This window comes from Agromyces sp. Y782 (genome assembly GCF_059445405.1).
In genome coordinates this window covers 2,647,324-2,669,563 of record NZ_JCAIUG010000001.1, presented here as the reverse complement: position 1 = coordinate 2,669,563, position 22,240 = coordinate 2,647,324, and the positions used below count along the sequence as shown (strand labels likewise).

Below are 22,240 nucleotides of genomic sequence, written 5' to 3'. Positions count from 1 at the left end.
GGGTGCAGGGACCCTCTTTCGCCACGCTACGCGCGCCCGATGCTCGTCTCACCCCCCACTTCGGGGATCGTCGGGTGCTCGTGGCCCTGCCGTGGTGCCACCATGTGGCGGCGCGAGTGAACACCACGGATAGGCTCGGAACATGGCTGCTGAGAAGCCGATCACCGTCACGCTCACGGGCGCAGGCGGACAGATCGGATACGCCCTGTTGTTCCGCATCGCGTCGGGAGCACTGTTCGGCCACGAGACATCCGTTCGGCTGAACCTGCTCGAGATTCCCCAGGGGGTGCGCGCCGCCGAGGGTGCCGCGCTCGAGCTGCAGGACTCCGCCTTCCCGCTGCTGTCGCACGTCGAGGTCTACGACGATGCGCGGGCCGCGTTCGCCGGTTCGAATACGGCGCTCCTCGTCGGCGCGCGCCCGCGCGCCGCGGGCATGGAACGCGGCGACCTGCTCGCGGCGAACGGCGGGATCTTCGGCCCGCAGGGCGAAGCGATCAACGCCGGAGCCGCCGACGACATCCGTGTCGTCGTGGTCGGCAATCCGGCGAACACCAATGCGCTCATTGCGGCAGCGCATGCTCCGGATGTCCCGGCCGAACGTTTCACCGCGCTGACCCGCCTCGACCACAATCGTGCGTTGGGCCAGCTCGCGGCGACGGTCGACAGTTCGGTCGGCGAGATCCGCGGCGTCACCATCTGGGGAAACCACTCGGCGACCCAGTTCCCCGACATCGCGCATGCGACGGCGGCGGGCGATTCGGTGCCGGCCCTGCTCGCCGCCCGTCTGGGCGGTGTTGATGCGGCGAAGGAGTGGCTCGTCGACGAGTTCATCCCGCGGGTCGCGGGTCGCGGGGCGGAGATCATCGAGGTGCGCGGTTCGTCGTCGGTGGCGTCTGCGGCGAGCGCGACGATCGATCATGTGCGCGACTGGGTCGCGGGCACCCAAGCCGGCTGGACGAGCGCCGCGGTCGTCTCCGACGGGTCCTATGGCGTGCCAGAGGGGCTCGTCTCCTCGTTCCCGGTGGAGTCCGTCGATGGTGCGTGGCGCATCGTGCAGGGCCTCGAGGTCGACGAGTTCGCGAGGCGCCGCATCGCGGCATCCGTCGCCGAACTCGAGGAGGAGCGCGAGGCGGTGCGCGCGCTCGGGCTCATCTGACCTTCTCGCGACCGTCGGTCGAGTAGGCCGCCCGCCATTCGTCGGTCGAGTAGGCGCGCCAGCGCCGTATCGAGACCCCGCGACCCCAACCCGTCGGTCGAGTAGGCGCGCCAGCCATTCGTCGGTCGAGTAGGCGCGCCAGCGCCGTATCGAGACCCCGCGACCGGTCTCGATACGCTCGCTTCGCTCCCTACTCGACCAACGTGTGCCGCCCCCTACTCGACCAACGTGTGCCGCTCTGCTCGACCACCGTGCGCACGTAGGCTTGGTGCATGGCCCAACGGATGACTCCCGCACGTCGCAACCAACTCATCGTCGGGCTCATCGTCGGTGCAATCGTCGGGGTCGGCATCAGCCTGTGGACGGGGTTCTGGCTCTGGTCGGCTGCCGGAGTCGTCGTGGGGCTCGCTGCGGGCGCACTGATGAGGCCGCCGTCCGAGCAGTGACCGGCCCTCAGGCGGCGCGCACCGATGCCACGTACCCCTCGATGCCGTCGATCACGCGGGCGAGCCCGAATTCGAACGCTCCGAGCGGATCGGCGGGCGCCTCGTAGGCCTCGCCGGCCGCCTGACCCACTCGACCTGAGATCGGGTAGCGCTCGCCGTCCATGATCTGTTCGAGCAGCGGCGCGTTGCGCTCCCACCATTCGAGGTCGGACTCGGCACTCGATCGCCGCAGCCGTTCGGCATCGAGGTAGGCCCGCGCAGGCCCGCCGACGAACCCGAGCAGCAGCGTGATGACGCGGTCCATGTCGAGGTCGGCGAGGCCGAGCCCGTCGATCGCGCCGAGGCACCACTCCCAGTGGTCGGAGACGTTCGGGCCGAGCGGCGGCCGGCTCGTATCGATCGCGAGCAGCCACGGATGCCGCAGGTACTCGCCCCACTGCAGTCGCGCGATCTCGGTGAGCCGCTCGCGTAGGCTGCCCTCGAGTTCGGGCAGCGGTACCTCGCCGGCGACCTGGTCGACCATGAGATCGATGAGCTCGGCCTTGCCGGGCACGTAGGTGTAGACCGACATCGGCTTGAGGCCCAGGCGATCGGCGATGCGGCGCATGGAGAGCGCGTCGATGCCCTCTTCGTCGGCGATCTGGATCGCTGCCTCGACCACCTCGTCGACGCTGGAACGCTGTTTGGGCCCGCGGGAGCCGAGCGGTTCACCGAGCCGCGCACGCCAGAGCAGCCGCAGCGTGCGGTCGGGTTCGCCGCGCCCGGTGGATTCGGTCGACATGGCGCTAGCCTACATTCTTCGTATGGTGTACGGTATGCAAGAAACAAGTCCGTACGGCGTACGTTGAAGGATGCGATGACACTCATGACTCCGCCCAGAACCACTGATTCCACGGCCCTTCGAGCGGTCGGCCTCCGCAAGCGCTACGGCGGCGAGCACGCACTCGACGGCTTCGACCTCGAGATCGCCCGCGGCCAGGTGCACGGACTCCTCGGCCCCAACGGCGCCGGCAAGACCACCGCCGTGCGCTGCCTGACCACGCTGACCGATCTCGACGCCGGCACCGCCGAGATCGACGGCATCGACGTGCGTCGCCACCCCGCCCGCGTTCGCGAGCGCATCGGCCTCGTCGGCCAGTTCCACGCGGTCGACGAGGCGCTCACCGCCCACCAGAACCTCGTGCTCTTCGCACGTCTGAGCGGGCTCTCGAAGGCCCGCGCACGGAGTCGCGCCGATGATCTCCTCGGTTCCTTCGAGCTGACAGATGCCGCGTCCCGCACCGTCTCCGGATTCTCCGGCGGCATGCGGCGCCGGCTCGACATCGCGGCGAGCCTCGTGCTGACTCCGGCGATCCTCTTCCTCGACGAGCCCACCACGGGACTCGACCCCCGCGGTCGGGCAACGGTTTGGCAGGCCGTACGCGAGATCGCGGCCGCCGGCACCACCGTGCTGCTGACCACGCAGTACCTCGACGAGGCCGACCAGCTCGCCGACCGCATCTCGGTGATGGACCACGGCACGGTCGTCGCCGAAGGCACGCCCGGTGAGCTGAAGCGGCGACTCGGCGGTGACCGGGTCTCCGTCGTGATCGCCGAAGCCAGCCGGCTCGACGAAGCGGCCGAGCTCATCGGGCGAACCGTGGGGGTCGAGGCATCCGTCGACACCGACACCCGAACCGTCACGGTCGAGGTCGCCGACGGCCAGCAGGCGCTCGCCCCGATCGTGCGCACTCTCGACGCCGCCGCCCTCACCGTCGACGACCTCTCCCTTCGCCGACCCACGCTCGACGAGGTCTTCCTGCACCTCACCGGTCCGGGCGGTGCTGCACTCCCGGCCGGCCACGCTGCCGCATCAACCGCGGACCCGATCGCCGACACCGCACGGCACCACGACACCGAGGAGGCACGATGACCGCCATCACCCCGCCCACCGCCATCGCCGACGCAACCGTCACCCGGGACCGCCGCCCGAACGCCGCCCGCGAAGGCTGGCTGATCGCCGGCCGCGACATGATGCACTGGGTGCGAGAACCCTGGGGGATCGTCTTCGGACTCGCCTTCAACATCATGCTCATCCTGATGTTCGGGTTCCTCTTCGGCGGCGCGATCGAGCTGCCGGGCGGCGGCGACTACATCGCGTTCCTGCTGCCCGGCATGTTCGCGCTGACGATGCTCTTCGGGCTCGAGTCGACGATGACCGCGATGGCGGAAGACGCGAAGCGGGGCATCACCGATCGATTCCGTTCACTGCCGATCGCGAGCGCCTCGGTGGCACTCGGTCGCGCGATCGCCGACCTGGCCTCCTCAGCTCTGAGCCTCGGAGTGCTCATGCTCGGCGGCATGCTCATCGGCTGGCGCCCGACCACGGGCCCGGGTGAGATCGCGCTCGGCATCGCGCTGCTGCTGTGGCTGCGTTTCGCGCTGCTGTGGCTCGGCATCTTCCTCGGCCTGCGGTTCAGGAGCGCCGGTGCGACGACCGTGGTGCAAGTGCTGGTCTGGCCGATCGGATTCCTCTCGACCGTGTTCGTCTCGGCCGAGACGATGCCCGGCTGGCTCGGCGTCGTCGCCGAGTGGAACCCGGTCTCGGCGACCGCCACCGCCACCCGCGAACTGTTCGGCAACCCCACGGGCACGACAAGCGGATGGTTCGCGGAGAACGCCGTGCTCGCGGCATCCGTCTGGCCGCTCGTGATCACCGTGGTGTTCCTGCCGCTCGCGGCGGCCGCATACCGGCGCTTGCGCCGCTGACGCGGACCCCGCGGGAGCGAGAACGCTGATCGAGTAGCGCCGGGCGAAGCACGACGCGTATCGAGATCTGGTGACAGGTCTCGATACGCGCTTCGCGCTACTCGACCAGCGGGAGGAAAGGGCTATTTCTTCTTCGACTTCTCGGGCACGGGAAGGGTGCCGGCGGCGCGCTGGGCGGCGTAGTAGGCACGCGCCTCGTCTTGACGCTCCTGCTCGGCGCCCGAGGCGATCTTCGCGCGCAAGTGCGCGGGCGAGTAGCCGAACGCGTCGACGAGATCTTGTGCGTGGGGGCGCAGACGCTCGACGAGCCGGTCGATGTAGGCGCTGACGGCCTGCGCGCGCTTCGGCGAGAGCCGGCCGTTGATCAGGTACCACGCGAGGTGCTCCTCGACGAGGCCGAGCCCGAAGAGATCGCGCACCCAGGTGAGCACCTGCTTGGTGCCGGGATCGCTCGTCTTCGCGAGTGCTCGAGTGAACGCCTCCCACTGCAGCAGCTCGCCGTGTGCGCGAGCTGCCTCGATGAGCTCGTTCTGGTTGCGGTTGAACGCCGCAGCCGCATCGGCCTTCGGCAGCTTGCGCGCGTCGCGCAGTCGCCCGGCGATCTCGGCGATCATCGCCTCGACCCGGTCGGTGAGCAGCTCCCGCTGCGTCTGCTCGTCGCGGAGCTCTGAGACCGAGCGCGCCGTCGAGCCGAAGTCGGCGATGGTCTGCGCGAGGCTGCGGAGGCCCGTGCCGTGGTACGCGCGGTCTGCGGTCTGCGCGACGACGTAGCGTGCCATCGCGCCGGCGTCGGCTTTCGCGAACTGCTTCGAGAAGTCCGTCAGCAGGCGCTTGGCCACGAGCTGCAGCAGCACGTTGTTGTCGCCTTCGAAGGTCGCATAGACATCGAGGTCTTGACGCAGGCCCACCATGCGGTTCTCGGCGAGGAAGCCCGCACCGCCGGATGCCTCGCGCGCTTCTTGCAGCGTCTCGAGTGCGTGCCACGTCGACAGGGGCTTCAGCGCGGCCGCGATCGTCTCGAGGTCTTGGCGGTCGTCGTCGGTGTCGGCCGCTCCAGAGAAGACCGAATCGAACTTCACGAGGAACTCGTCGTGGGCGAAGATCTGCGCGTACGTCGTCGCGAGCTTCGGCAGCAGACGCCGCTGGTGGCGCTGGTAGTCGAGCAGCACCTCTTCGTCGGTGTCGCTCGCCGCGTTGAACTGGCGACGCTGGTTGCCGTAGGTGATCGCGATCGTGAGGGCCATCGCGGCAGCGGTCGTCGCCGCGCCGTCGAGCGAGACGCGGCCCTGCACGAGCGTGCCGAGCATGGTGAAGAAGCGGCGGCCCGGGCTCGCGATCGGGCTCGAGTAGGTGCCGTCTTCGGCGACCGAACCGTAGCGGTTCAGCAGGTTCACGCGAGGCACACGCACGTTCGTGAAGTGCAGACGGCCGTTGTCGATGCCGTTGAGCCCGCCCTTCAGGCCGTCGTCTTCGCCGCCGATGCCCTTGAGGAACCCGCCCTTCGCAGTGCGAAGCGGCACGTAGAAGGCGTGCACGCCGTGGTTCACGCCCTTCGTGACGAGCTGCGCGAACACGACGGCAGCGGTGCCGTGCACCGCGGCGTTGCCGAGGTAGTCCTTCCACGCGCCGCGGAACGGGGTGTTGATCACGAACTGCTGCTTGGCCTCGTCGTAGGTCGCGGTCGTGCCGATCGCCGCGACATCCGAACCATGGCCGGTCTCGGTCATCGCGAACGCGCCCGGCACCTTCAGCGACATGATGTCGGGCAGGAACGTCTCGTGGTGGAACTCGGTGCCGAGGTGCAGCACGGCAGCACCGAAGAGGCCCCACTGCACGCCCGCCTTGATCTGCAGGCTCGGGTCGGCGATGACGAGCTCTTCGAACGCGGCGATGTTGCCGCCGTGGTCGTCGTGGCCGCCGAGCGAAGTCGGGAACGCGCGGTGCACGGCTTGCGTTTCGACCAGGATCATCATTTGCTGCAGCACGCGCTCGCGATGCTCAGCCATCGGCTGGCCCTCGATGCGCTGCAGGTCGGGGCGCGCGGCGCGCTCTCGCGCCTCGAGGCGGATGTCGGGCCAGGTGCCGAGCAGCTGCCGGCCGAGCGTCGCCACATCGACCCGTGCCACGGTGGCCGCGCCGCCGTTCGCCTGCTGCGATGGTGCGGATGCCGCGGTGCGCGCCGGCTTCGACGACGCCGTGTCGGCCGATCGCTCAGGCGTCGTCGTCTGCTGCTGCTTCTGCTTCGAAGTCGTGCGGGGTGCCGTGTCAACCATCGTCGGTGTCTCGTCCTTCGTGTGCGGTCTGGGCTTCCTTCCACGGTAGGACGGGGCGACGTGGCGGGGAAACCCTGCGTCCGTGCCCTACAAAACCGCCCGATGACGTCTCGTGAGCGACTGTGACTACCCTACAAACTCGCCGACGCTGCGCATCCGAGAATCCACAAGGGGAACCTCGAGACGGCCCGACAGCACGGCCGCAATCGACCGCGGCCGTGATCAGCTGCGGAAGAACGCGTTCGCACGCCCCGACCACAGGAGGGCCAGGACGATCACCGAGATGGCGACGCTGAAGTACTCGCCGATGGCTCCGGCCGGGTAGGCGATGGCAAGGAAGACCGAGCTCACGATCGAGAGCGCCTGGAAGATCGTCACGACGACGCGAGCACCGGCACTGCCTCGGAGGAGTCCGCCGGCGACGGCGATGAGGACGATACCGATCAGGATCGTGATGATCGCCGAAGTGATGAGCTGACCGGCGCCGCCGAACTGCTCCACGGTCGCAGCGATGCTCGTCTGGAAGAGCAGGATCGTGCCGCCGACGATGTCGAGGAGGCCGCTGATCCAGACCAGCACTGCAATGAACGTGACGCCGCCCGGGCGGCCGATCGCGTTCACGCGGGGCTCCGGCTTCCGAAAAACACACTCGACTTGTGCCCCCAGAGCAGGAACAGCACGATGAGCGAAACGAGGATGCCGAGCCATTCGCCGACCGCACCGCCAAGGTACGCGAAGGCGAGGAAGAGCGAGCCGATGATCGAGAGCACCTCGGCGACCGTGATGATCATGCGCGCGGCCCAATTGCCGGTGAGGAGACCGGCGGCGACCACCACGACGACGAGGCCGAGCACGATGGAGCCGATCGCGGCGGCATAGAGCGGACCGGTGCCGCCCAGTCCGTCGGCGACGGACGTGACTCCGGCTTGGAACAGCAGGATGGTTCCCGAGACGATGTCGAGCGCGCCGGCGATCCAGGCGAGAATCGCGACGACCGTCACCCCCGTCGGTCGAGTCAACTGATCGGACATGCGGAGCCCCCCTTGCGCCGCGCACGCGGCGCCTCTGCGCCGATGCTAGCGCTGTGGGGGCTCGCCTGTCTCGAAACGCGCGCGACTCAGCGGCATCCGTTCGATCATAAACCGAATGATGTTAGGTTTTCGTCGTATCCCAGGCGCGGGACCGACGACCGCGGTGCGTTACGGAAATGATATGCAGAACGCCTGAAAATATATGCCGTTCTAACGCAATTCTGATCTACGCTGTGAGCAATCAGCCTCGCTGAAGTGGCGGGCCTAACCCGAAGAGGAGTGATGATGCGAAGGAGCATCATGATGATCGGCGCTCTTGGCGTCGTACTTACGTTCGCGGCTTGCGCGAGCCCCGACGGGGGAGAGCCCGCCGCGACTACGGAAGAGACGCTCACTCTGTGGGTGGATCCGAACCGGTATGCCGAAATGCAGCCCCTTGTGGAGGCATTCAAAGAGGAGTCCGGCGTCACGGTTGAACTCGTCGAGAAGGCCGTGGAAGACATCGGGCCGGACTTCGTCGCCCAGGTTCCCACGGGCGAAGGCCCCGACCTCATCATCTCGGCGCACGACGGTCTCGGTGAATGGATCAAGAACGGTGTCGTCGCGCCGATCGACCTCGGCGACAAGGCCGACGACTTCGCTCAGGTGGCATCTGCGGCGATGGCCTACGACGGTCAGTACTACGGCGTTCCCCTGGCGCTCGAGAACGTCGCGCTCGTGCGCAACAACGCACTGTTGTCGGAGACGAAAGCCACGACGTTCGACGAGCTGATCACCGAGGCCGCGACGGCCGGCACCGAGTTCTCCGTGCTCATCCAGCAGGGTGAGTCGTCGGACCCGTACCACATGTACCCGCTCCAGACCTCGTTCGGTGCCCCCGTGTTCAAGCAGAACGCGGATGGTTCATACACGTCGGAGCTGGCGATGGGCGGCGATGCCGGGCATGCCTTCGCCGAGTACATCGCGAAGCTCGGCCGGGACGGGACTCTCGACATCGCCGTCGACGGCGCTGTCGCCGGGCAGGCGTTCGGTGACGGCAAAGCGCCCTACATCATCACAGGTCCGTGGGGCATCCCGGGCATGCAGGAGGCCGGCATCGACTTCACGGTGCTGCCGATCCCGAGTGCGGGCGGTCAGCCTGCGCAGCCGTTCGTCGGGGTGTCGGGCATCTTCATCTCGGCGAAGACCAAGAACCCGGTGCTCGCGAACGAGTTCGTGGTCAACTACATGACGACCGAAGCGGCACAGGACATGCTCTACGAGTCCAGCAAGCGCAGCCCGGCGCTCATCGCCTCGGCGGAGAAGGTCGACGACCCGATCATCGCCGGATTCACCGAGGCAGGCGCCTCAGGCGCTCCGATGCCCGCGATTCCCGAGATGAGCGCGGTCTGGGGATTCTGGGGCGCCACCGAGGCCCAGATCATCGACGGCCAGGTCGACCCCATCGCGGGGTGGGACTCTCTGGTTCTGAACATCCAGGACGCCATCGACAACGGCTGATCGGCTTCGCTGCTTCCGCCCGCCCGCCCATCACTCGGGCGGGCGGGAGCAGGGTTTGCGTACGCACCGATCGCCGCACTGAGGATCATCGATGACCACTTCCACTTCTTCCGACCCCGTCGCACAGACACTGCCCCCGAAACCCCCCGGTCGCCCCGTCCGCCCCGGCCGGCGAGGCTCGGGTGAACGAACCCTCTCGCCTGGCTTCTTCGTCAAGCTCGTGCTGGTCGGGCTCGCGGACGCGTTCGGGCTGTACGGCCTGCTCGCGGCATGGGCGATCGGCCAATGGGCCATCGTCGCCTTCCTCATCGTCACTCTCGCCTTCGTCAACTGGGCGTATTTCTCGCGGCGGGCGGTTGCGGCGAAGTACCTCATCCCCGGGCTGATCTTCCTGTTCGCGTACCAGATCTTCGCGATGGGCTACACGGCATACGTCGCTTTCACCAACTACGGTGACGGCCACAACTCCACGCAGGAAGACGCCATCGAGCAGATCTCGGTGCAGAACGAGCGTCGCGTGGAGGGGTCGAGCACATTCCAGCTCACCGTTCTCTCGAACGGCGATCAGCTGGCCTTCGCAGTGCTCGACGACGGCGAGGTGCTTCTCGGCACCGCTGAGCAGCCTCTCGGCGAAGTCAGCGACGCGACGGTGGAAGACGAGAGGGTCGCGGCCGTCCCAGGATGGGACACGCTCACCTTCGTGGACATCGCCGACAGACAGACCGATGTCGTCGACCTGCGAGTCCCCGTGTCGGAGGATCCCGCGGACGGATCGCTGCGCACGCAGGACGGCTCATCGGGATTCATCGCGGTGCCGGTGCTGCAGTACGACTCGGAGACGGACACGTTCGTCAATACGACGGATGGCACCGTGTACCACGTCAGCGATACCGGCAACTTCGTCTCCGACGATGGGACCGTGCTCACCCCCGGGTGGCGCGTCGGTGTCGGATTCTCGAACTTCACGGCGATGGTCGCCGATGAGCGCATGGTCGGTCCGTTCATCGAGATCTTCCTGTGGACGTTCGGCTTCGCGCTCCTGTCCGTCGTCACCACGTTCGCGCTCGGGATCTTCCTTGCCGTCGCCTTCAACGATCAGCGTCTCCGAGGGCGCAAGATCATCCGGTCGCTGCTGATCCTGCCGTACGCGTTCCCGGGTTTCCTTTCCGCGCTCGTCTGGGCGGGCATGCTCAACGACCGCTTCGGCTACATCAATGTGGTGCTTCTGGGCGGGGCGGACGTGCCGTGGCTGACAGATCCGTTCCTCGCCAAGGTGTCCCTCATCCTGGTCAACCTCTGGCTCGGTTTCCCGTACATGTTCCTCATCTGCACCGGCGCGCTGCAGGCCGTGTCTTCGGACATCATCGACGCCGCCCGGATCGACGGTGCCAACCGCTGGCAGGTCTTCCGCCACCTCACGCTGCCATTCGTGATGATCTCGGTCGCTCCCCTGCTGATCTCGTCCTTCGCGTTCAACTTCAACAACTTCGCCCTCATCTACATGCTCACCGGCGGTGGTCCGAACTTCGCCGGCACGCCCTACGTGGTGGGCCACACCGACATCCTCATCTCGATGGTCTATTCCGTCGCCTTCGAGAGCGGGAGCAAGCAGTACGGCGTCGCGAGCGCTCTCTCGCTCGTGATCTTCGTCCTGGTCGGCGTCATCTCGTGGCTCGGATTCCGCCGTACGCGTCGTCTGGAGGAGATCTGACATGACCAAGGTGACTACCGCAGCCGTCGCGACCGTGGACGCGACAGTGCGGCCGAACAATACTCGGCTGCGGGGTGCACGGTTCTGGTCGGAGATCGGCTGGCGCTATGTCGTCGCGGCGGTCATGATCGTGATCTGCGTCTTCCCGCTGCTCTACGCCCTGTCCGCGTCGCTCAACCCATCGGGCACCCTGACGGGTTCGTACGAACTCTTCCGTGTGGTGTCGCTCGAGAACTTCGTCGAGCTGTGGTCCACTCCGTTCGGAACGTGGATGAGGAACTCCCTGCTGGTGTCATCCCTCACGGCGATCGGCACCGTGCTCATGGGCGCGGCCGCGGCCTACGCCTTCTCACGCTTCCGCTTCACCGGACGGCGCGCGGGATTGACGACGCTCTTGCTGCTGCAGATGTTTCCCCAGATGCTGGCGTTCGTGGCGATCTTCCTCGTGCTGTTGGCGATCGGCGACGTCTTCCCGCTGCTCGGGTTGAACTCCCACCTGGGACTCGTCTTCGTCTACCTGGGCGGAGCGCTCGGGGTGAACACATTCCTCATGTACGGGTTCTTCAACACTGTGCCACGCGAGTTGGACGAGGCCGCGAAGATCGACGGAGCCAGCCACGCGCAGATCTTCTGGCGCATCATCGTCCGCCTCGTCACGCCCATCCTGACGGTCGTCGGCCTCCTGTCGTTCATCGGGACCTTCAGTGACTTCATCATTGCGCGCGTCGTGCTGCAGCGATCGGAGCAGTTCACGCTGGCAATCGGCCTGTACAACTGGGGATCCGACGAGCGCAATGCGCCGTGGGGCCTGTTCGCGGCCGGAGCCGTCATCGCCGCCATCCCGGTCGTCCTCTTGTTCCTCGTGCTGCAGCGGTACATCGTCTCCGGCCTCACCGCCGGCTCCACCAAGGGCTGACGGCAGCCCCAAGAGAGGCTCGAATTGACTATCGCCACCCGAGACGTCGCGCTCAGCGCTGCCCGTGCGGGAGCCGTGATCCAAGGTGATCGATACCGGTTCACCGTCCTCACCGAGCGGCTCATCCGCATGGAATGGAGCGAGGACGCGGCCTTCGTCGACCAACCGACGGCCGTCGTCGTGGATCGCCGGTTCCCAACTCCCGAGTTCACAGTCACTCACGGCGAGAGCGGGCTCTCTCTCCGAACGGGTTTCCTCGAACTGCACTACAACGGCCGCGAGTTCTCCCCCTCGGGACTGTCGGTCACCCTTCTCGCCGCGCCCGACATCCATTACTCCACCTGGCGGTTCGGCGAAGCGCTCCCGCAGTCGCTTCCCCTGCGCGGCAACCTCGGTGGCACGGCTCGCACCCTCGACGAGGTCGACGGTGAATGCCCACTCGATCCCGGGATCCTCTCGACGTACGGGTTCGCGACACTCGACGACTCGCGGTCTGTCATCCTCGGCGCAGACGGCTGGCCGGCGACGCGACCCGGCCACGGCCACGACATCTACCTCTTCGCCCACGGGCACGACTACCAGGGTGCCCTCGACGACTACTTCCGACTCACCGGACCGCCCGCCCTGGTGCCCCGCTCCGTGCTCGGCAACTGGTGGAGTCGCTACTGGCCCTATAGCGCGGACGAGTTCGCCTCGCTCATGGATGGCTTCGCCGCGGACCGGGTGCCCTTCTCGGTGGCGGTGCTCGACATGGATTGGCACCTGGTCGACATCGACCCGGCACTCGGAACGGGATGGACCGGATATACGTGGAACACGGCGCTGTTCCCTGATCCGCCCGCATTCCTCCATGCGCTGCATGAACGCGGAATCGCGGTCACGCTGAATCTCCATCCTGCGGATGGAATCCGCCGGCACGAGAATGCCTATCCTGCAGTCGCGCGGGCACTCGGTGTTGATCCGGAGTCAGGTGATGCGATCCCGTTCGATATCGCATCGAGGGCATTCGTCGACGCGTATCTGACGCATGCGCACCATCCGCTCCAAGAGCAGGGCGTCGATTTCTGGTGGCTCGACTGGCAGTCGGGTGACGTCTCGCGCATCGACGGCCTCGACCCTCTGTGGATGCTCAACCACGTGCACTTCACCGATCTGGAGCGCGCGGGGCGTCGGGCCGTGACGCTCTCGCGCTATGCGGGCCCGGGCAGCCACCGTTATCCGGTCGGATTCTCAGGCGACTCGCATGCGACGTGGGCGTCGCTCGCCTTCCAGCCGTATTTCACGAGCACCGCCGCGAACGTTGGCTACTACTGGTGGAGTCACGACATCGGCGGTCACATGCACGGGCAGACGGACCCGGAGCTGACCCTGCGCTGGATGCAGTTCGGAGCCTTTTCGCCGGTGAACCGCCTGCACTCCTCGTCCAGTCCGTTCGCTTCGAAGGAGCCGCGCCTGCTCGGACCGGAGCTCGGGGACATCGCGTCGCGGTTCCTTCGCCTGCGCCATGTCCTGGTGCCGTATCTCTACACGGCGGCATGGCGGGCGCACTCCGAGGGGATGCCAGTAGTCCGGCCGATGTACCACGAGTACCCCGACGAGGAGGGCGCCTACCTGCACCGGAACGTCTACCTCCTGGGGCCCGACATCCTCGTCGCGCCAATCACGACGCCGCTCGACGACGCCGCCCAAGTCGGGGCGACGACGGTGTGGCTTCCCGACGGGTCTTGGACGGACCTCTTCACGGGCAGGCTCTATCGCGGTGGGCGAACGACAACACTCCACCGTGGTCTCGACGGATATCCCGTGCTCGTGCGCGCAGGAGCGGTGCTCCCTCTCGCGATGGACGCGACATCACACGTCGCCGAGAACCCCCGCGAGCTTCTGCTCCGCGTGTACCCGGGCAACGCATCCTCGGTGCTGATCGAAGACGACGGGTCCGCGTCGCCTGACGCGTGGCGGACGACTGTGTCGCAGGCCATGCACCAGCGAGATGACGGATGCGTCGACATCCAGATGCTGCTGACGAGCCGGAACACCGATCGTTCTCGCGTCGTGGACAGGCTGGGCTTCGACCTCGAGGGCATCGAATCGATCGAGAGCGCGGTCGTGGTCGTCGATGGAGAAGAGAGGGAGTTGTGCGACATCGGGCGAGCAGTGGATGACGCTGCGACGCTGCTTGCCCCGGCTCATCGCCTCGAGGTGGCGGGCGTGGACCTCCACGCCCGAATCGAGCTGCGCGTCGTCGGCGCCCGCCGGCGCCCGATGAACGCAACGGCGGATGCCCTCGACCTGCTGCAGCGAGCGCGAGTCGCGGTCGACCTCAAGGACGACGCCTATCGGGCCGTGAATCGACTCGACGGGCTGGCGCTTGTGGACGAGCTGGCGAGCATCAGGCTGCCGCCGGTGCTCATGGCGGCGCTGTTGGAGGTCTTCGTGACTACCACAGCATGATCGATCGGCATGCGGACCCGAGGAGGCAGGAGATGGACATCGCGTCCGCCGTGGGCGTGTTCATGCGAGTGCGACCGACGGAGTCGATCGCGCTGATGGCGCACGATGGCGAGTTCGTGGCCGCGCTCGAGCGCGAGTTGCGCGACCATCGATGTGCGATTGCGCTCTGGGGCACGACACGGCCTGCCGACATCCCTGCGATGTCGGCGAAGCTCGCCGGTGCCGTGCTTCTCGGATTTCGCGACGACGAGATCCAGTCGCTTCCCGCACTCGGCGTCCCCGCCGTCGCGATCGACAGCTACGCACACCGAGCCGACTTCGCGTTCGTCCGTGCCGATGACTTCGATGGCGGACGCCGCGCGGCCGCGTACCTGGCGATCCGTGGTCATCGTGACATCCTCTTCGTCGGTCCCGCGCAGGATCGGTCCGGCGTCATAAGGGAACGGTATTCGGGCTTCACGAGCGCGCTGCCCGACGGCGAGGCCACCCTCCGCTCCCACGTGACGGCCGGCACAACCCATCGAGAGGGCGTCGCCCTCGGTCGCACCCTGCGGCAGCGTCACCCCACGGTCACCGCCGTCTTCGCGACGGCCGACACCCTCGCGATCGGCGTGATCGAGGGGCTTGCCCTCAGCGGCCGACAGGTGCCTGCCGACATATCGGTCATGGGCTTCGACGACCTCGGCCTCGCCTCGATGTCCACGCCCAAGCTCTCCTCCGTCGTGCAGGACATTCCACGGAAGGCGAGGCTCGCTTCGGAGGTCCTGCTACTGCCGGACGGATGCAACGACCTCTACATCGTCGGCGTCGACATCGTCGAACGCGCCTCGGTGTCTTCGCCGACGTCTCGTTGACTCGTGCGTGGTTGCAGTTTGCGGGCCCGAGGAGTTTCAGCGGTCCCGCGGCCGTGTGACGGACCCGCGTAGATCCGAGTCCTCCGTGCTCTGCAAGCGTCGAAGCGACACCCTTCGCACGTAGACTTCAGGAGTGACAAGCAGGCTATCCGACGTTGCACGTAAGGCGGGCACCAGCCCAGCGACAGTCAGTCGCGTGCTGAACAACCGCCCAGGCGTGTCCGAGTCGAAGCGCCAGGCGGTCCTGACGGCGTTGGACGTTCTCGGGTACGAGCGCCCGTCGAAGTTGCGTGGCGATCGTCCGAGGTTCGTCGGCCTTGTTCTGCCTGAACTTCAGAACCCCATCTTTCCGGCGCTCGCCGAACTCATCGGTGGAGCCCTCACCCAGAACGGCTTCACTCCGCTGCTGAATACTCAGAACACCGGTGGAATGAACGACGCCGACTTCGTCGAGCTTCTTCTCGATCAGCAAGTCAGTGGCGTTATCTATCTTGCTGGGGGTCATCCCGAGGGCGCCGCGGCCAAGCCGCACTTCGCACGACTGCGAGCGGCCGGGCTTCCCACTGTCGTGATCAATGGCGCGATCGACGCGCTTCCGTTCCCGACGGTCTCTACCGATGACGTAGCTGCCGCGGAGCAGGCTGTGACGCATCTGCGTCAGCTCGGGCATCGACGCATCGGGCTTCTCATGGGCGGGCGTGGGCACCTGCCCTCGCAACGCAAGATCTTCGGGGCACAACGTAAGCTCGCTGAGCTGGGGTGCGACGTCGACGAAGCGTTGGTGGTGCAGGGTATGTACTCGATCGAGGCGGGGCAGGCCGGAGCGGCCAAGCTGCTCGGCGAGGGCGTGACCGCAATCGTGTGTGCGTCGGACCTTCTCGCACTCGGGGCCATTTGGTCGGTCCGGCGAGCCGGCCGAAACGTCCCCAACGACGTATCTGTGGTCGGATACGACGACTCGCAATTGATGGGCTTCGTCGAGCCGCCTCTCACGACAGTGCGCCAGCCCATCGAGGCGATGGGACGAGCCGCCATCGACCTGCTCCTCGGACAAATCAATGGCACCCACAGCGGTGTCAGCGAATTGCTGTTCGAGCCCGAGTTCGTTCTCCGCGGATCCACAGGCCCTGCTCCTGCCTGAGAGAACCGGCGCGGGATACAGGGGGTGAGTCGAGGGCCGACCAATGCCCACCCTCGACCCACCGTTGCTCCGCTAGAAGCCGGAATTCCCGTTCAGACGGTGGAGCACGAAGCCCGTCTCATTGAGCAGTCCCCCTGCACCAGACCCTGCAACCGTCGTATCCGTGAACGTCGCACTGCCTGGGGCATGGATCTCGATGCCGTAGGTGCCCGAGCCCGTGATGCTCACGTCCTGGAACGACACCTGCTGGATCGACTTCTGCCACGACATGAGCACGCCGCCGAACGTGCTGTCGGCGATGTCGATGTCACGGATCACGATGGGCGCGTCGACCGCGTGCACATCGGCGTAGACCCAGAGGGCGCCGAGCTGCGAGTTCCAGCCCGACTCCATGCTTCCGGTGCGCGTGAGGGTGTTCCGCTGCACCGTCGTCGTGCCGGTGAATGGCACCCCGAACCGCGTGCTCACCGCGATGCCGGCCGCCGCCTCGACGGTGTCGGCGACGAGGTTGTCCTCGACGCGGTTGCCGCCGCCTCCGCCGTACACCGCGAGCCCGTTCGCCAGCACTGGCGTCTGCACGGTGTTGAATGCGAACACGTTGTCGGACCCGGGCCCGTCGGACGACCACATCGCGAGCGCGTCGTCGCCGGTGTTGCGGAACGTCGACTGGACGACGTGCGTGTTCGATGCCGAGCGGAGGTTCACCCCGTCGGCGTAGGTGTCGCGGACTCGCAGGCCGACCGCCAGCACGTCCTTCGAGCCCGGCCGCACCCACATGCCGACCTTGGTGTGCTGGATCCAAACGTTCTGCACGAGCGTCTCGCTCGTGAAGTCACCCTCGATGCCAGCCTGACCCTGATGGTCGTTGCGGATGATCGCACTGCCTGCGATCGAGAGATCGGCGATCGTCACGCCGCCAGAGGTCGCGTAGAACCCGCCCGCGTTGCCGGCGCCCTGGACCGTCGAGTACCACGATCCCGCACCGAAGATCGCGACGTCGGATACCCGGATCGCACTGTTCACCTGGAACGTGCCTGCCGGGATCCACACGGGCACTCCCGCCGACTTCGCCGCTGCGACCGCCTGGTTGATTGCCACGGTGTCGTCGCCGCCGCCCGAGGCAGCACCGTGCGAGGTGATCGAGACCGCGCCCGACGGAGCGGTGAGCGCGGCCGGGATCACCTCGGCCTCGACCAGGTCGATGTCGATGTACGACACCGCGGGCGAGTCCTTCTGCAGCGTCAGCACGGTGCCCGCCGGGAGCTCTCCGGGCAGCTGCACGCGCAGCTCATCGTAGAAGCGGTGCGGCACGCACGCGGCGAGTTCCGGACCGCAACGATCCGCGGGTCGCTCGGCGTTCGGGTCGTTGGAGTACGTGTGCACGCCGTCGGCGGCCGTGTACGGGCCGTAAAGCCAGGTGTGCGCCGAGCTCAGCGTCGAGTCTGTGACTTTCGAGCCGTCCGCGTAGATCCCGAGCGGCGAGCTCTGCCCCGTCCCCGCCGCATTGTCGGGGATCGAGGAGCGGATCACGAGTCCGCTGGCAGGCGCCGTGAGCGTGATGCTCACCTGCTCGCCGAGGGCGTCGAGCCGCACCGCACGGCGTCCGCTCGACTCCGCCTGCACCGTGCCGTAGAGCCGTGACGGCGCGAGCACCGAGCCGTTCGTCGTGCCGTCCTCTGCCTCGTACTGACGGTAGGGTGCGGTGGCTCCGCGTTCGTCGAGATCGCCATCGTTCGAAACGACGATGCTGTCGATCAGCACATCGGTTCCGCCGTTCGATGCACGCAGGCCGACGGTGTTGACGCCTGCCCGCACGGGGACGCTCACCGTTGCCGTCCGCCAGCCGTCGCCGTCGTCGAACGTCACGGACCCGGTGCGGCGGCCGTTGACCAGTACGTCGAGCGTGCGTGATGCCCCGGTCGTGGCGAAGGTGATCGTGACCGTCTCGGTTCCCGCGGCACCGGCGCCGACCGTCCGCAGCACCCGCGCACCCTCGGTCGTGAACCCGCCGACATACCCGGATCCGGCGAAGCCGCTCACCGCACCGGCGACGGCCACGCCACCGGATCGGTAGGCATTCTCGGCCTCACCGGGTCCCGCCGGCTGAGGCGGAACATGGTCGGCGACGTCGAGCTTGTCGAGGTTCGCGTTGCCGTTGTCGCCGGTGTCGTAGGCAATGCGGATGTCGTGGTCGCCGATGTCGAGATCAGCCTGGTGCGACACCGCGGCCCATGAGTTCCACGCGCCCGTCACGGGCAACGACAGCTCTGCATGCTTCACGTCGTCGATGTACAGTGACAGCGCCCGGGCCGTCGTGGTGCCGTTCGCGTAGCGGAGGGACAGGCTCTTCTCGCCGGCCTCGGTCACTCTGACCTTGAACGTCGTCGAGGCGGAGCCCGCGTTGCCGTCGGTATAGCCGCCGACGAAGCCGGTGCCCGAGTAACCGGCGTGCTCGGAGTCGACGACGACGCCGCCCGCGAGCGACGCATCTTCGGCCTCGAACGTCGGACCGGTCGAATAGTCCGACCCGCCCGAACCGCTGTCGTGGGGGGCGACCTCGAGTCGGTCGAGGTTGACGTTTCCGGAATCGGACACTCCGAACCGGTACGCGACCGTGTGATCGCCCGCTGTCAGCGACGCGAGGACGCTCTGCGTCGACCACGAGCTCCACCCCGCGGTGGGCGAGAGCGTGACCTGTTGCGGCGCGCCATCGATCAACAGCGTCAGCGTCTTCGGCGACCCCGTGCCGTTGGCGTACGCGAGCGAGAACGTGTGCGCGCCCGTGGTCGCCGCGTCGACCTCGAAGGTTGCCGACGCCGTGCCCTTGTTGCCGTCGGTGTATCCGCCGACGAATCCGTCACCGGAGTAACCGGCGTGCTCAGTCTCGATGATCGCGCCGCCGGCGAGCGACGCATCTTCGGCCTCGTATTGCGTTGGAGCGGCGGACGCGGCGGTCGCAGTCGCGGCCATCAGTGCTGTGCTGGCCACGACGACAGCCGTGACCAGGGCGAGTCGACGTCGCCGGCTGTGGGAAAGGGGGGTCATGTGATGATTCCTTCCGTTGTGCTTCGCATGGATGTCGCTGTGCTTCGCATGGACGTCACGGCTTCGTGCATTGGATTCCGTCGAGGGCGAACGAACTCGGCACGGAGACCGTTTCCGCGTTGGCGGTGCCGGTCACGAGGAAGGTCTTGCTCCGGCCCGGCCTCAGCTCCGTCGTGAGCTCGGCGTCGACGCGCGTGCCGTTCTGTGCAACGTCGGCGCCGAGCATCGGCGCGGCGGATTCTCCGCTGCCGAGATGCCAGGCGAGGGAGCCGACCGGCAACGTCGCGGTGCCGGTGTTCTTGATCGTCACGGTCGCGATGAAGCGATCGAGGAAGACGGGCGTGGCCCGGTAGACGACAGCGCACGTCGCGGTCGTCTCCGCGAGCAGACCTGTATTGCCGCCTTCGTCGATGAACGTGCCCCACAGGTGGTTGCGCCCATCGGCGGGCTCGGCGATCGCGGAGGCCGTCACGTTGCGGAAGCGGTGGTCGCCCCCGACGCGGGCAGCGACGGCATAGGAGCCCGTGCCCTCGATCGTGACGTCGCTGATGCGCAGGTCGTTGACCCAGTGGCTGCCGCTCACGAGGAGTCCCTCATACGCGGAGTCGATGACGCGTGTGTTGCTGATCAGCACGGGCGTCGTGATGTGACTTGTGTCGGCGAACACCCAGATGCCGCCGAACGACGTGTTCCAGTTCGGCTCCCACCCGCCGCTGCGGAAGATGTCGTTGCCATCCACGACCGTCGTGCCCGAGAACGGGACCGGGTTGAAGCGGGTGCTCACGGCGATGCCGGCAGGTGCTGTCAGCGTGTCGTTGACGATCGAGTCGACGACACGGTTCGAGTCGCCACCGTAGATCGCGGCACCGTTGCCCAGCAGCGGGCTCTGCACGGTGTTGTGCGCGAACACGCTGCGCGTCACGGCCCCGCCGAGTGACCACATCGCCATCCCATCGTCGCCCGTGTTGCGGACGCTTGCGTGCTCGACGCGAGCGTCGGTGACGGCGCCGTCCAGATGCACGCCGTCGGCGAATGTGTCGCGCACACGCAGACCGACCGCGTAGAGGCCGTCCGTTCCGGCCGCGGCCCAGGCCCCCGTCTTGGTGTGCGCGACCCAGACGTCCTGGATGAGCGAGCCCTGGCCGAAGTTGCCCTCCACTCCGCTGTCGAAGAGCCGGTCGTCTCGGTAGCGCACGTCGCCGTCGATCATGAGGTCGGCGATCGTGACGCCCGTGCCCATCGCATAAAGCCCGCCCTTCGCCTCACGGCCGGCGATGATCGAGTACCACGGCCCGGCACCCCGGATCGAGACGTTCACGAGCCGCACGACCTCGGTGACCACGAATCGCCCACGCGGCACCCACACGCCCCCGCCGATTTCACTCGCCGCGTCCACGGCAGCTTGGATCGCGGCCGTGTCATCGGTGCCGTCGTCAGGCGTCGCGCCGAACGCGGTGACATCGAGGTAGCCCTCCGGGATCTTCCGCGGGTCGGGGCGCACCTCGGCCTCGACGAGGTCGACCGTGTACGGAAGGGCGCCCGACGCGGCATCCTTCTGCAGTCGCAGCGTCGTGCCCGCGCGCAACTCGCCGAACGTCACGCGCGACTCGTCGAAGAAGCGCTGTGCACCGCCCTGCGTCGGGTCGTTCCCGTACGGGTAGCCGCCGTACACCCACGAGTACGTGCTCGACACCGGGATATCGGCGATCTTCTTCTTCCCTGCGTACATCGCGAGCGTGCCGTCTTGGTCCGTGCCGTCAGCCGTATCAGGGATCGACGCACGAAGTACCACGGCATCGGCAGGCTTCGTCAGGGTCCACTCGACGTAGTCCTTCGTCTCGGTGAGCGTCACCGCCTGACGGCCGGACGCCTCGGCCGCAAGCTCCCGGAAGGTCCGGCTCGGCTCGAGAATGTCACCGTTCGTGATCCCGTGCTCGGCCTCATACACCGTCGTACCCGTCGTGGCACCCCGCTCCGCGGGGGCGTTCGCCTTCTCGACCACGATCGCGTCGACGAGCAGGGCACCCTCGCGCCCGTCTCCCGTGCGCCGCAACTCGACAGTGCCGAGCCCCTCGCGTAGCGGCAGCTTGACGGCGATGTCCCGCCATCCTTGAGTGGGCGGCAGTGAGATCGTACCGACTGGGATACCGTCCACGCCCACCACCACCCGCGTCTCCTGCTCACCCTCATTGAGGTATCGCAGGCCGATCTTCTGGGAGCGGTCGGTCGTCGCGAACGTCGGCACCACGATCCGGGCGCGCGGCGCGGCGAGGTCGACTCCGGTCGCACCGGCCCGGTCGCCGAGTGCGGCGCCGTTCGCGAAGAACGACTGCTCCGTCTCGTACGCATGTCCACGGTGCGGCGCTTCCACGAGCGCCAGTTCATTGCCGACCTGATCCCACCGCGTGTCCGGCCCGGAGCCCGGGATGTCGGCAGGGTCTGTGGCTCCGCCGCCCGGCGTGGAGACGTCGCCGACGACCGTGAACGCGACAGCGTCGATATTGACGTTCCCCGTGTCGTCGGAGTCGAAGCGGTAGGTGAGTTCCTGCTCGCCCGCAGGCAACGTGATGTTCTCCTGATGGATGAACCACTGGCTCCACGAAGCGCCGGGCGCCGAGGGCAGCGAGATCTGCCTGTCCTCGCCACCGATCACCTGCGAGAGCGTCATCGTCGAGCCGAGTCCGTTGGCGTACCTGAGGTTCAGACCGTACTCGCCTGGCTCGGGCACATCGACCGTGAACGTGAGGCTTGCAGCACCCTGGTGGTCGATGACGAAGCCGTCGACGAAGCCGGTCCCGGAATAGCCGAGATGGTTGTCGTTGACCCCCGCGCCGCCGACGAGCACGGCATCCTCGGCTTCGTATTCGACTGGGAGGTCCGCCGCGTTCGCGGGAATGGCGAGCATGAGGGATGCGATGACGCCGGCGAGGGCCGCACTCGCGATGACGGCAGGGGTAGTGCGCGACAT

At 67.3% G+C, this 22,240-nt stretch carries 16 protein-coding genes; 10 read left to right on the top strand and 6 right to left on the bottom strand.

Going from position 1 to position 22,240, the window contains the following annotated elements; translation table 11 throughout:
- The first annotated feature begins 142 nt into the window (after nucleotides 1–142).
- Nucleotides 143–1,156 carry a malate dehydrogenase gene (locus AC1C2S_RS12055; RefSeq protein ID WP_495352764.1) on the top strand — a complete coding sequence of 338 codons (1,014 nt, stop codon included), beginning with the start codon at nucleotides 143–145 and terminating at the stop codon, nucleotides 1,154–1,156.
- Nucleotides 1,157–1,428: 272 nt separating this feature from the next.
- Nucleotides 1,429–1,602 (top strand): HPP family protein, encoded by a 174-nt coding sequence (locus AC1C2S_RS12050; RefSeq protein WP_495352763.1) that lies wholly within the window; start codon nucleotides 1,429–1,431, stop codon nucleotides 1,600–1,602.
- A 7-nt stretch (nucleotides 1,603–1,609) separates the two neighbouring features.
- Here AC1C2S_RS12050 and AC1C2S_RS12045 read toward each other — a convergent pair whose 3' ends face one another.
- Complete coding sequence (locus AC1C2S_RS12045) at nucleotides 1,610–2,383, bottom strand: TetR/AcrR family transcriptional regulator (protein ID WP_495352762.1); 774 nt, start codon at nucleotides 2,381–2,383, stop codon at nucleotides 1,610–1,612.
- 84 nt (nucleotides 2,384–2,467) lie between these two features.
- On the opposite strand from AC1C2S_RS12045, the gene AC1C2S_RS12040 reads away from it, so the two are divergent.
- Complete coding sequence (locus AC1C2S_RS12040; RefSeq protein ID WP_495352761.1) at nucleotides 2,468–3,514, top strand: ATP-binding cassette domain-containing protein; 1,047 nt, start codon at nucleotides 2,468–2,470, stop codon at nucleotides 3,512–3,514.
- Nucleotides 3,511–4,350: an ABC transporter permease gene (locus tag AC1C2S_RS12035; RefSeq protein WP_495352760.1), complete on the top strand. Its 840-nt coding sequence runs from the start codon at nucleotides 3,511–3,513 to the stop codon at nucleotides 4,348–4,350. Before AC1C2S_RS12040 ends, AC1C2S_RS12035 begins: the two co-directional genes overlap by 4 nt.
- Nucleotides 4,351–4,472: 122 nt before the next feature.
- On the opposite strand, the gene AC1C2S_RS12030 is transcribed toward AC1C2S_RS12035, so the two are convergent.
- The 3 genes from AC1C2S_RS12030 to AC1C2S_RS12020 all read right to left on the bottom strand — a co-directional run bounded on the left by AC1C2S_RS12030 (nucleotide 4,473) and on the right by AC1C2S_RS12020 (nucleotide 7,654).
- A complete protein-coding gene (locus AC1C2S_RS12030; RefSeq protein WP_495352759.1) occupies nucleotides 4,473–6,623 on the bottom strand; it encodes an acyl-CoA dehydrogenase family protein in 2,151 nt (716 codons plus the stop codon).
- Nucleotides 6,624–6,845: 222 nt separating this feature from the next.
- A complete protein-coding gene (locus AC1C2S_RS12025; protein WP_495352758.1) occupies nucleotides 6,846–7,244 on the bottom strand; it encodes a DUF7144 family membrane protein in 399 nt (132 codons plus the stop codon).
- On the bottom strand, nucleotides 7,241–7,654 hold the full coding sequence (locus AC1C2S_RS12020; protein WP_495352757.1) for a DUF7144 family membrane protein: 414 nt from the start codon (nucleotides 7,652–7,654) through the stop codon (nucleotides 7,241–7,243). Before AC1C2S_RS12020 ends, AC1C2S_RS12025 begins: the two co-directional genes overlap by 4 nt.
- Before the next feature lie 303 nt (nucleotides 7,655–7,957).
- On the opposite strand from AC1C2S_RS12020, the gene AC1C2S_RS12015 reads away from it, so the two are divergent.
- The 6 genes from AC1C2S_RS12015 to AC1C2S_RS11990 all read left to right on the top strand — a co-directional run bounded on the left by AC1C2S_RS12015 (nucleotide 7,958) and on the right by AC1C2S_RS11990 (nucleotide 16,227).
- Nucleotides 7,958–9,154: a sugar ABC transporter substrate-binding protein gene (locus AC1C2S_RS12015; RefSeq protein ID WP_495352756.1), complete on the top strand. Its 1,197-nt coding sequence runs from the start codon at nucleotides 7,958–7,960 to the stop codon at nucleotides 9,152–9,154.
- 91 nt (nucleotides 9,155–9,245) lie between these two features.
- Complete coding sequence (locus tag AC1C2S_RS12010) at nucleotides 9,246–10,865, top strand: ABC transporter permease subunit (RefSeq protein ID WP_495352755.1); 1,620 nt, start codon at nucleotides 9,246–9,248, stop codon at nucleotides 10,863–10,865.
- 1 nt (nucleotide 10,866) lies between these two features.
- Entirely contained in the window at nucleotides 10,867–11,781 is a 915-nt protein-coding gene (locus AC1C2S_RS12005) for a sugar ABC transporter permease (RefSeq protein WP_495352754.1), read from the top strand.
- A 24-nt stretch (nucleotides 11,782–11,805) separates the two neighbouring features.
- Nucleotides 11,806–14,232: a TIM-barrel domain-containing protein gene (locus AC1C2S_RS12000; RefSeq protein WP_495352753.1), complete on the top strand. Its 2,427-nt coding sequence runs from the start codon at nucleotides 11,806–11,808 to the stop codon at nucleotides 14,230–14,232.
- A gap of 32 nt (nucleotides 14,233–14,264) precedes the next feature.
- On the top strand, nucleotides 14,265–15,086 hold the full coding sequence (locus tag AC1C2S_RS11995; protein ID WP_495352752.1) for a LacI family DNA-binding transcriptional regulator: 822 nt from the start codon (nucleotides 14,265–14,267) through the stop codon (nucleotides 15,084–15,086).
- Nucleotides 15,087–15,219: 133 nt separating this feature from the next.
- Complete coding sequence (locus AC1C2S_RS11990; protein WP_495352751.1) at nucleotides 15,220–16,227, top strand: LacI family DNA-binding transcriptional regulator; 1,008 nt, start codon at nucleotides 15,220–15,222, stop codon at nucleotides 16,225–16,227.
- Between the two features lie 72 nt (nucleotides 16,228–16,299).
- Here AC1C2S_RS11990 and AC1C2S_RS11985 read toward each other — a convergent pair whose 3' ends face one another.
- The gene (locus AC1C2S_RS11985) at nucleotides 16,300–19,272 is read right to left on the bottom strand and encodes a carbohydrate-binding protein (protein WP_495352750.1); all 2,973 of its coding nucleotides are present in this window, start codon (nucleotides 19,270–19,272) and stop codon (nucleotides 16,300–16,302) included.
- Between the two features lie 55 nt (nucleotides 19,273–19,327).
- On the bottom strand, nucleotides 19,328–22,240 hold the full coding sequence (locus AC1C2S_RS11980) for a glycosyl hydrolase family 28-related protein (RefSeq protein WP_495352749.1): 2,913 nt from the start codon (nucleotides 22,238–22,240) through the stop codon (nucleotides 19,328–19,330).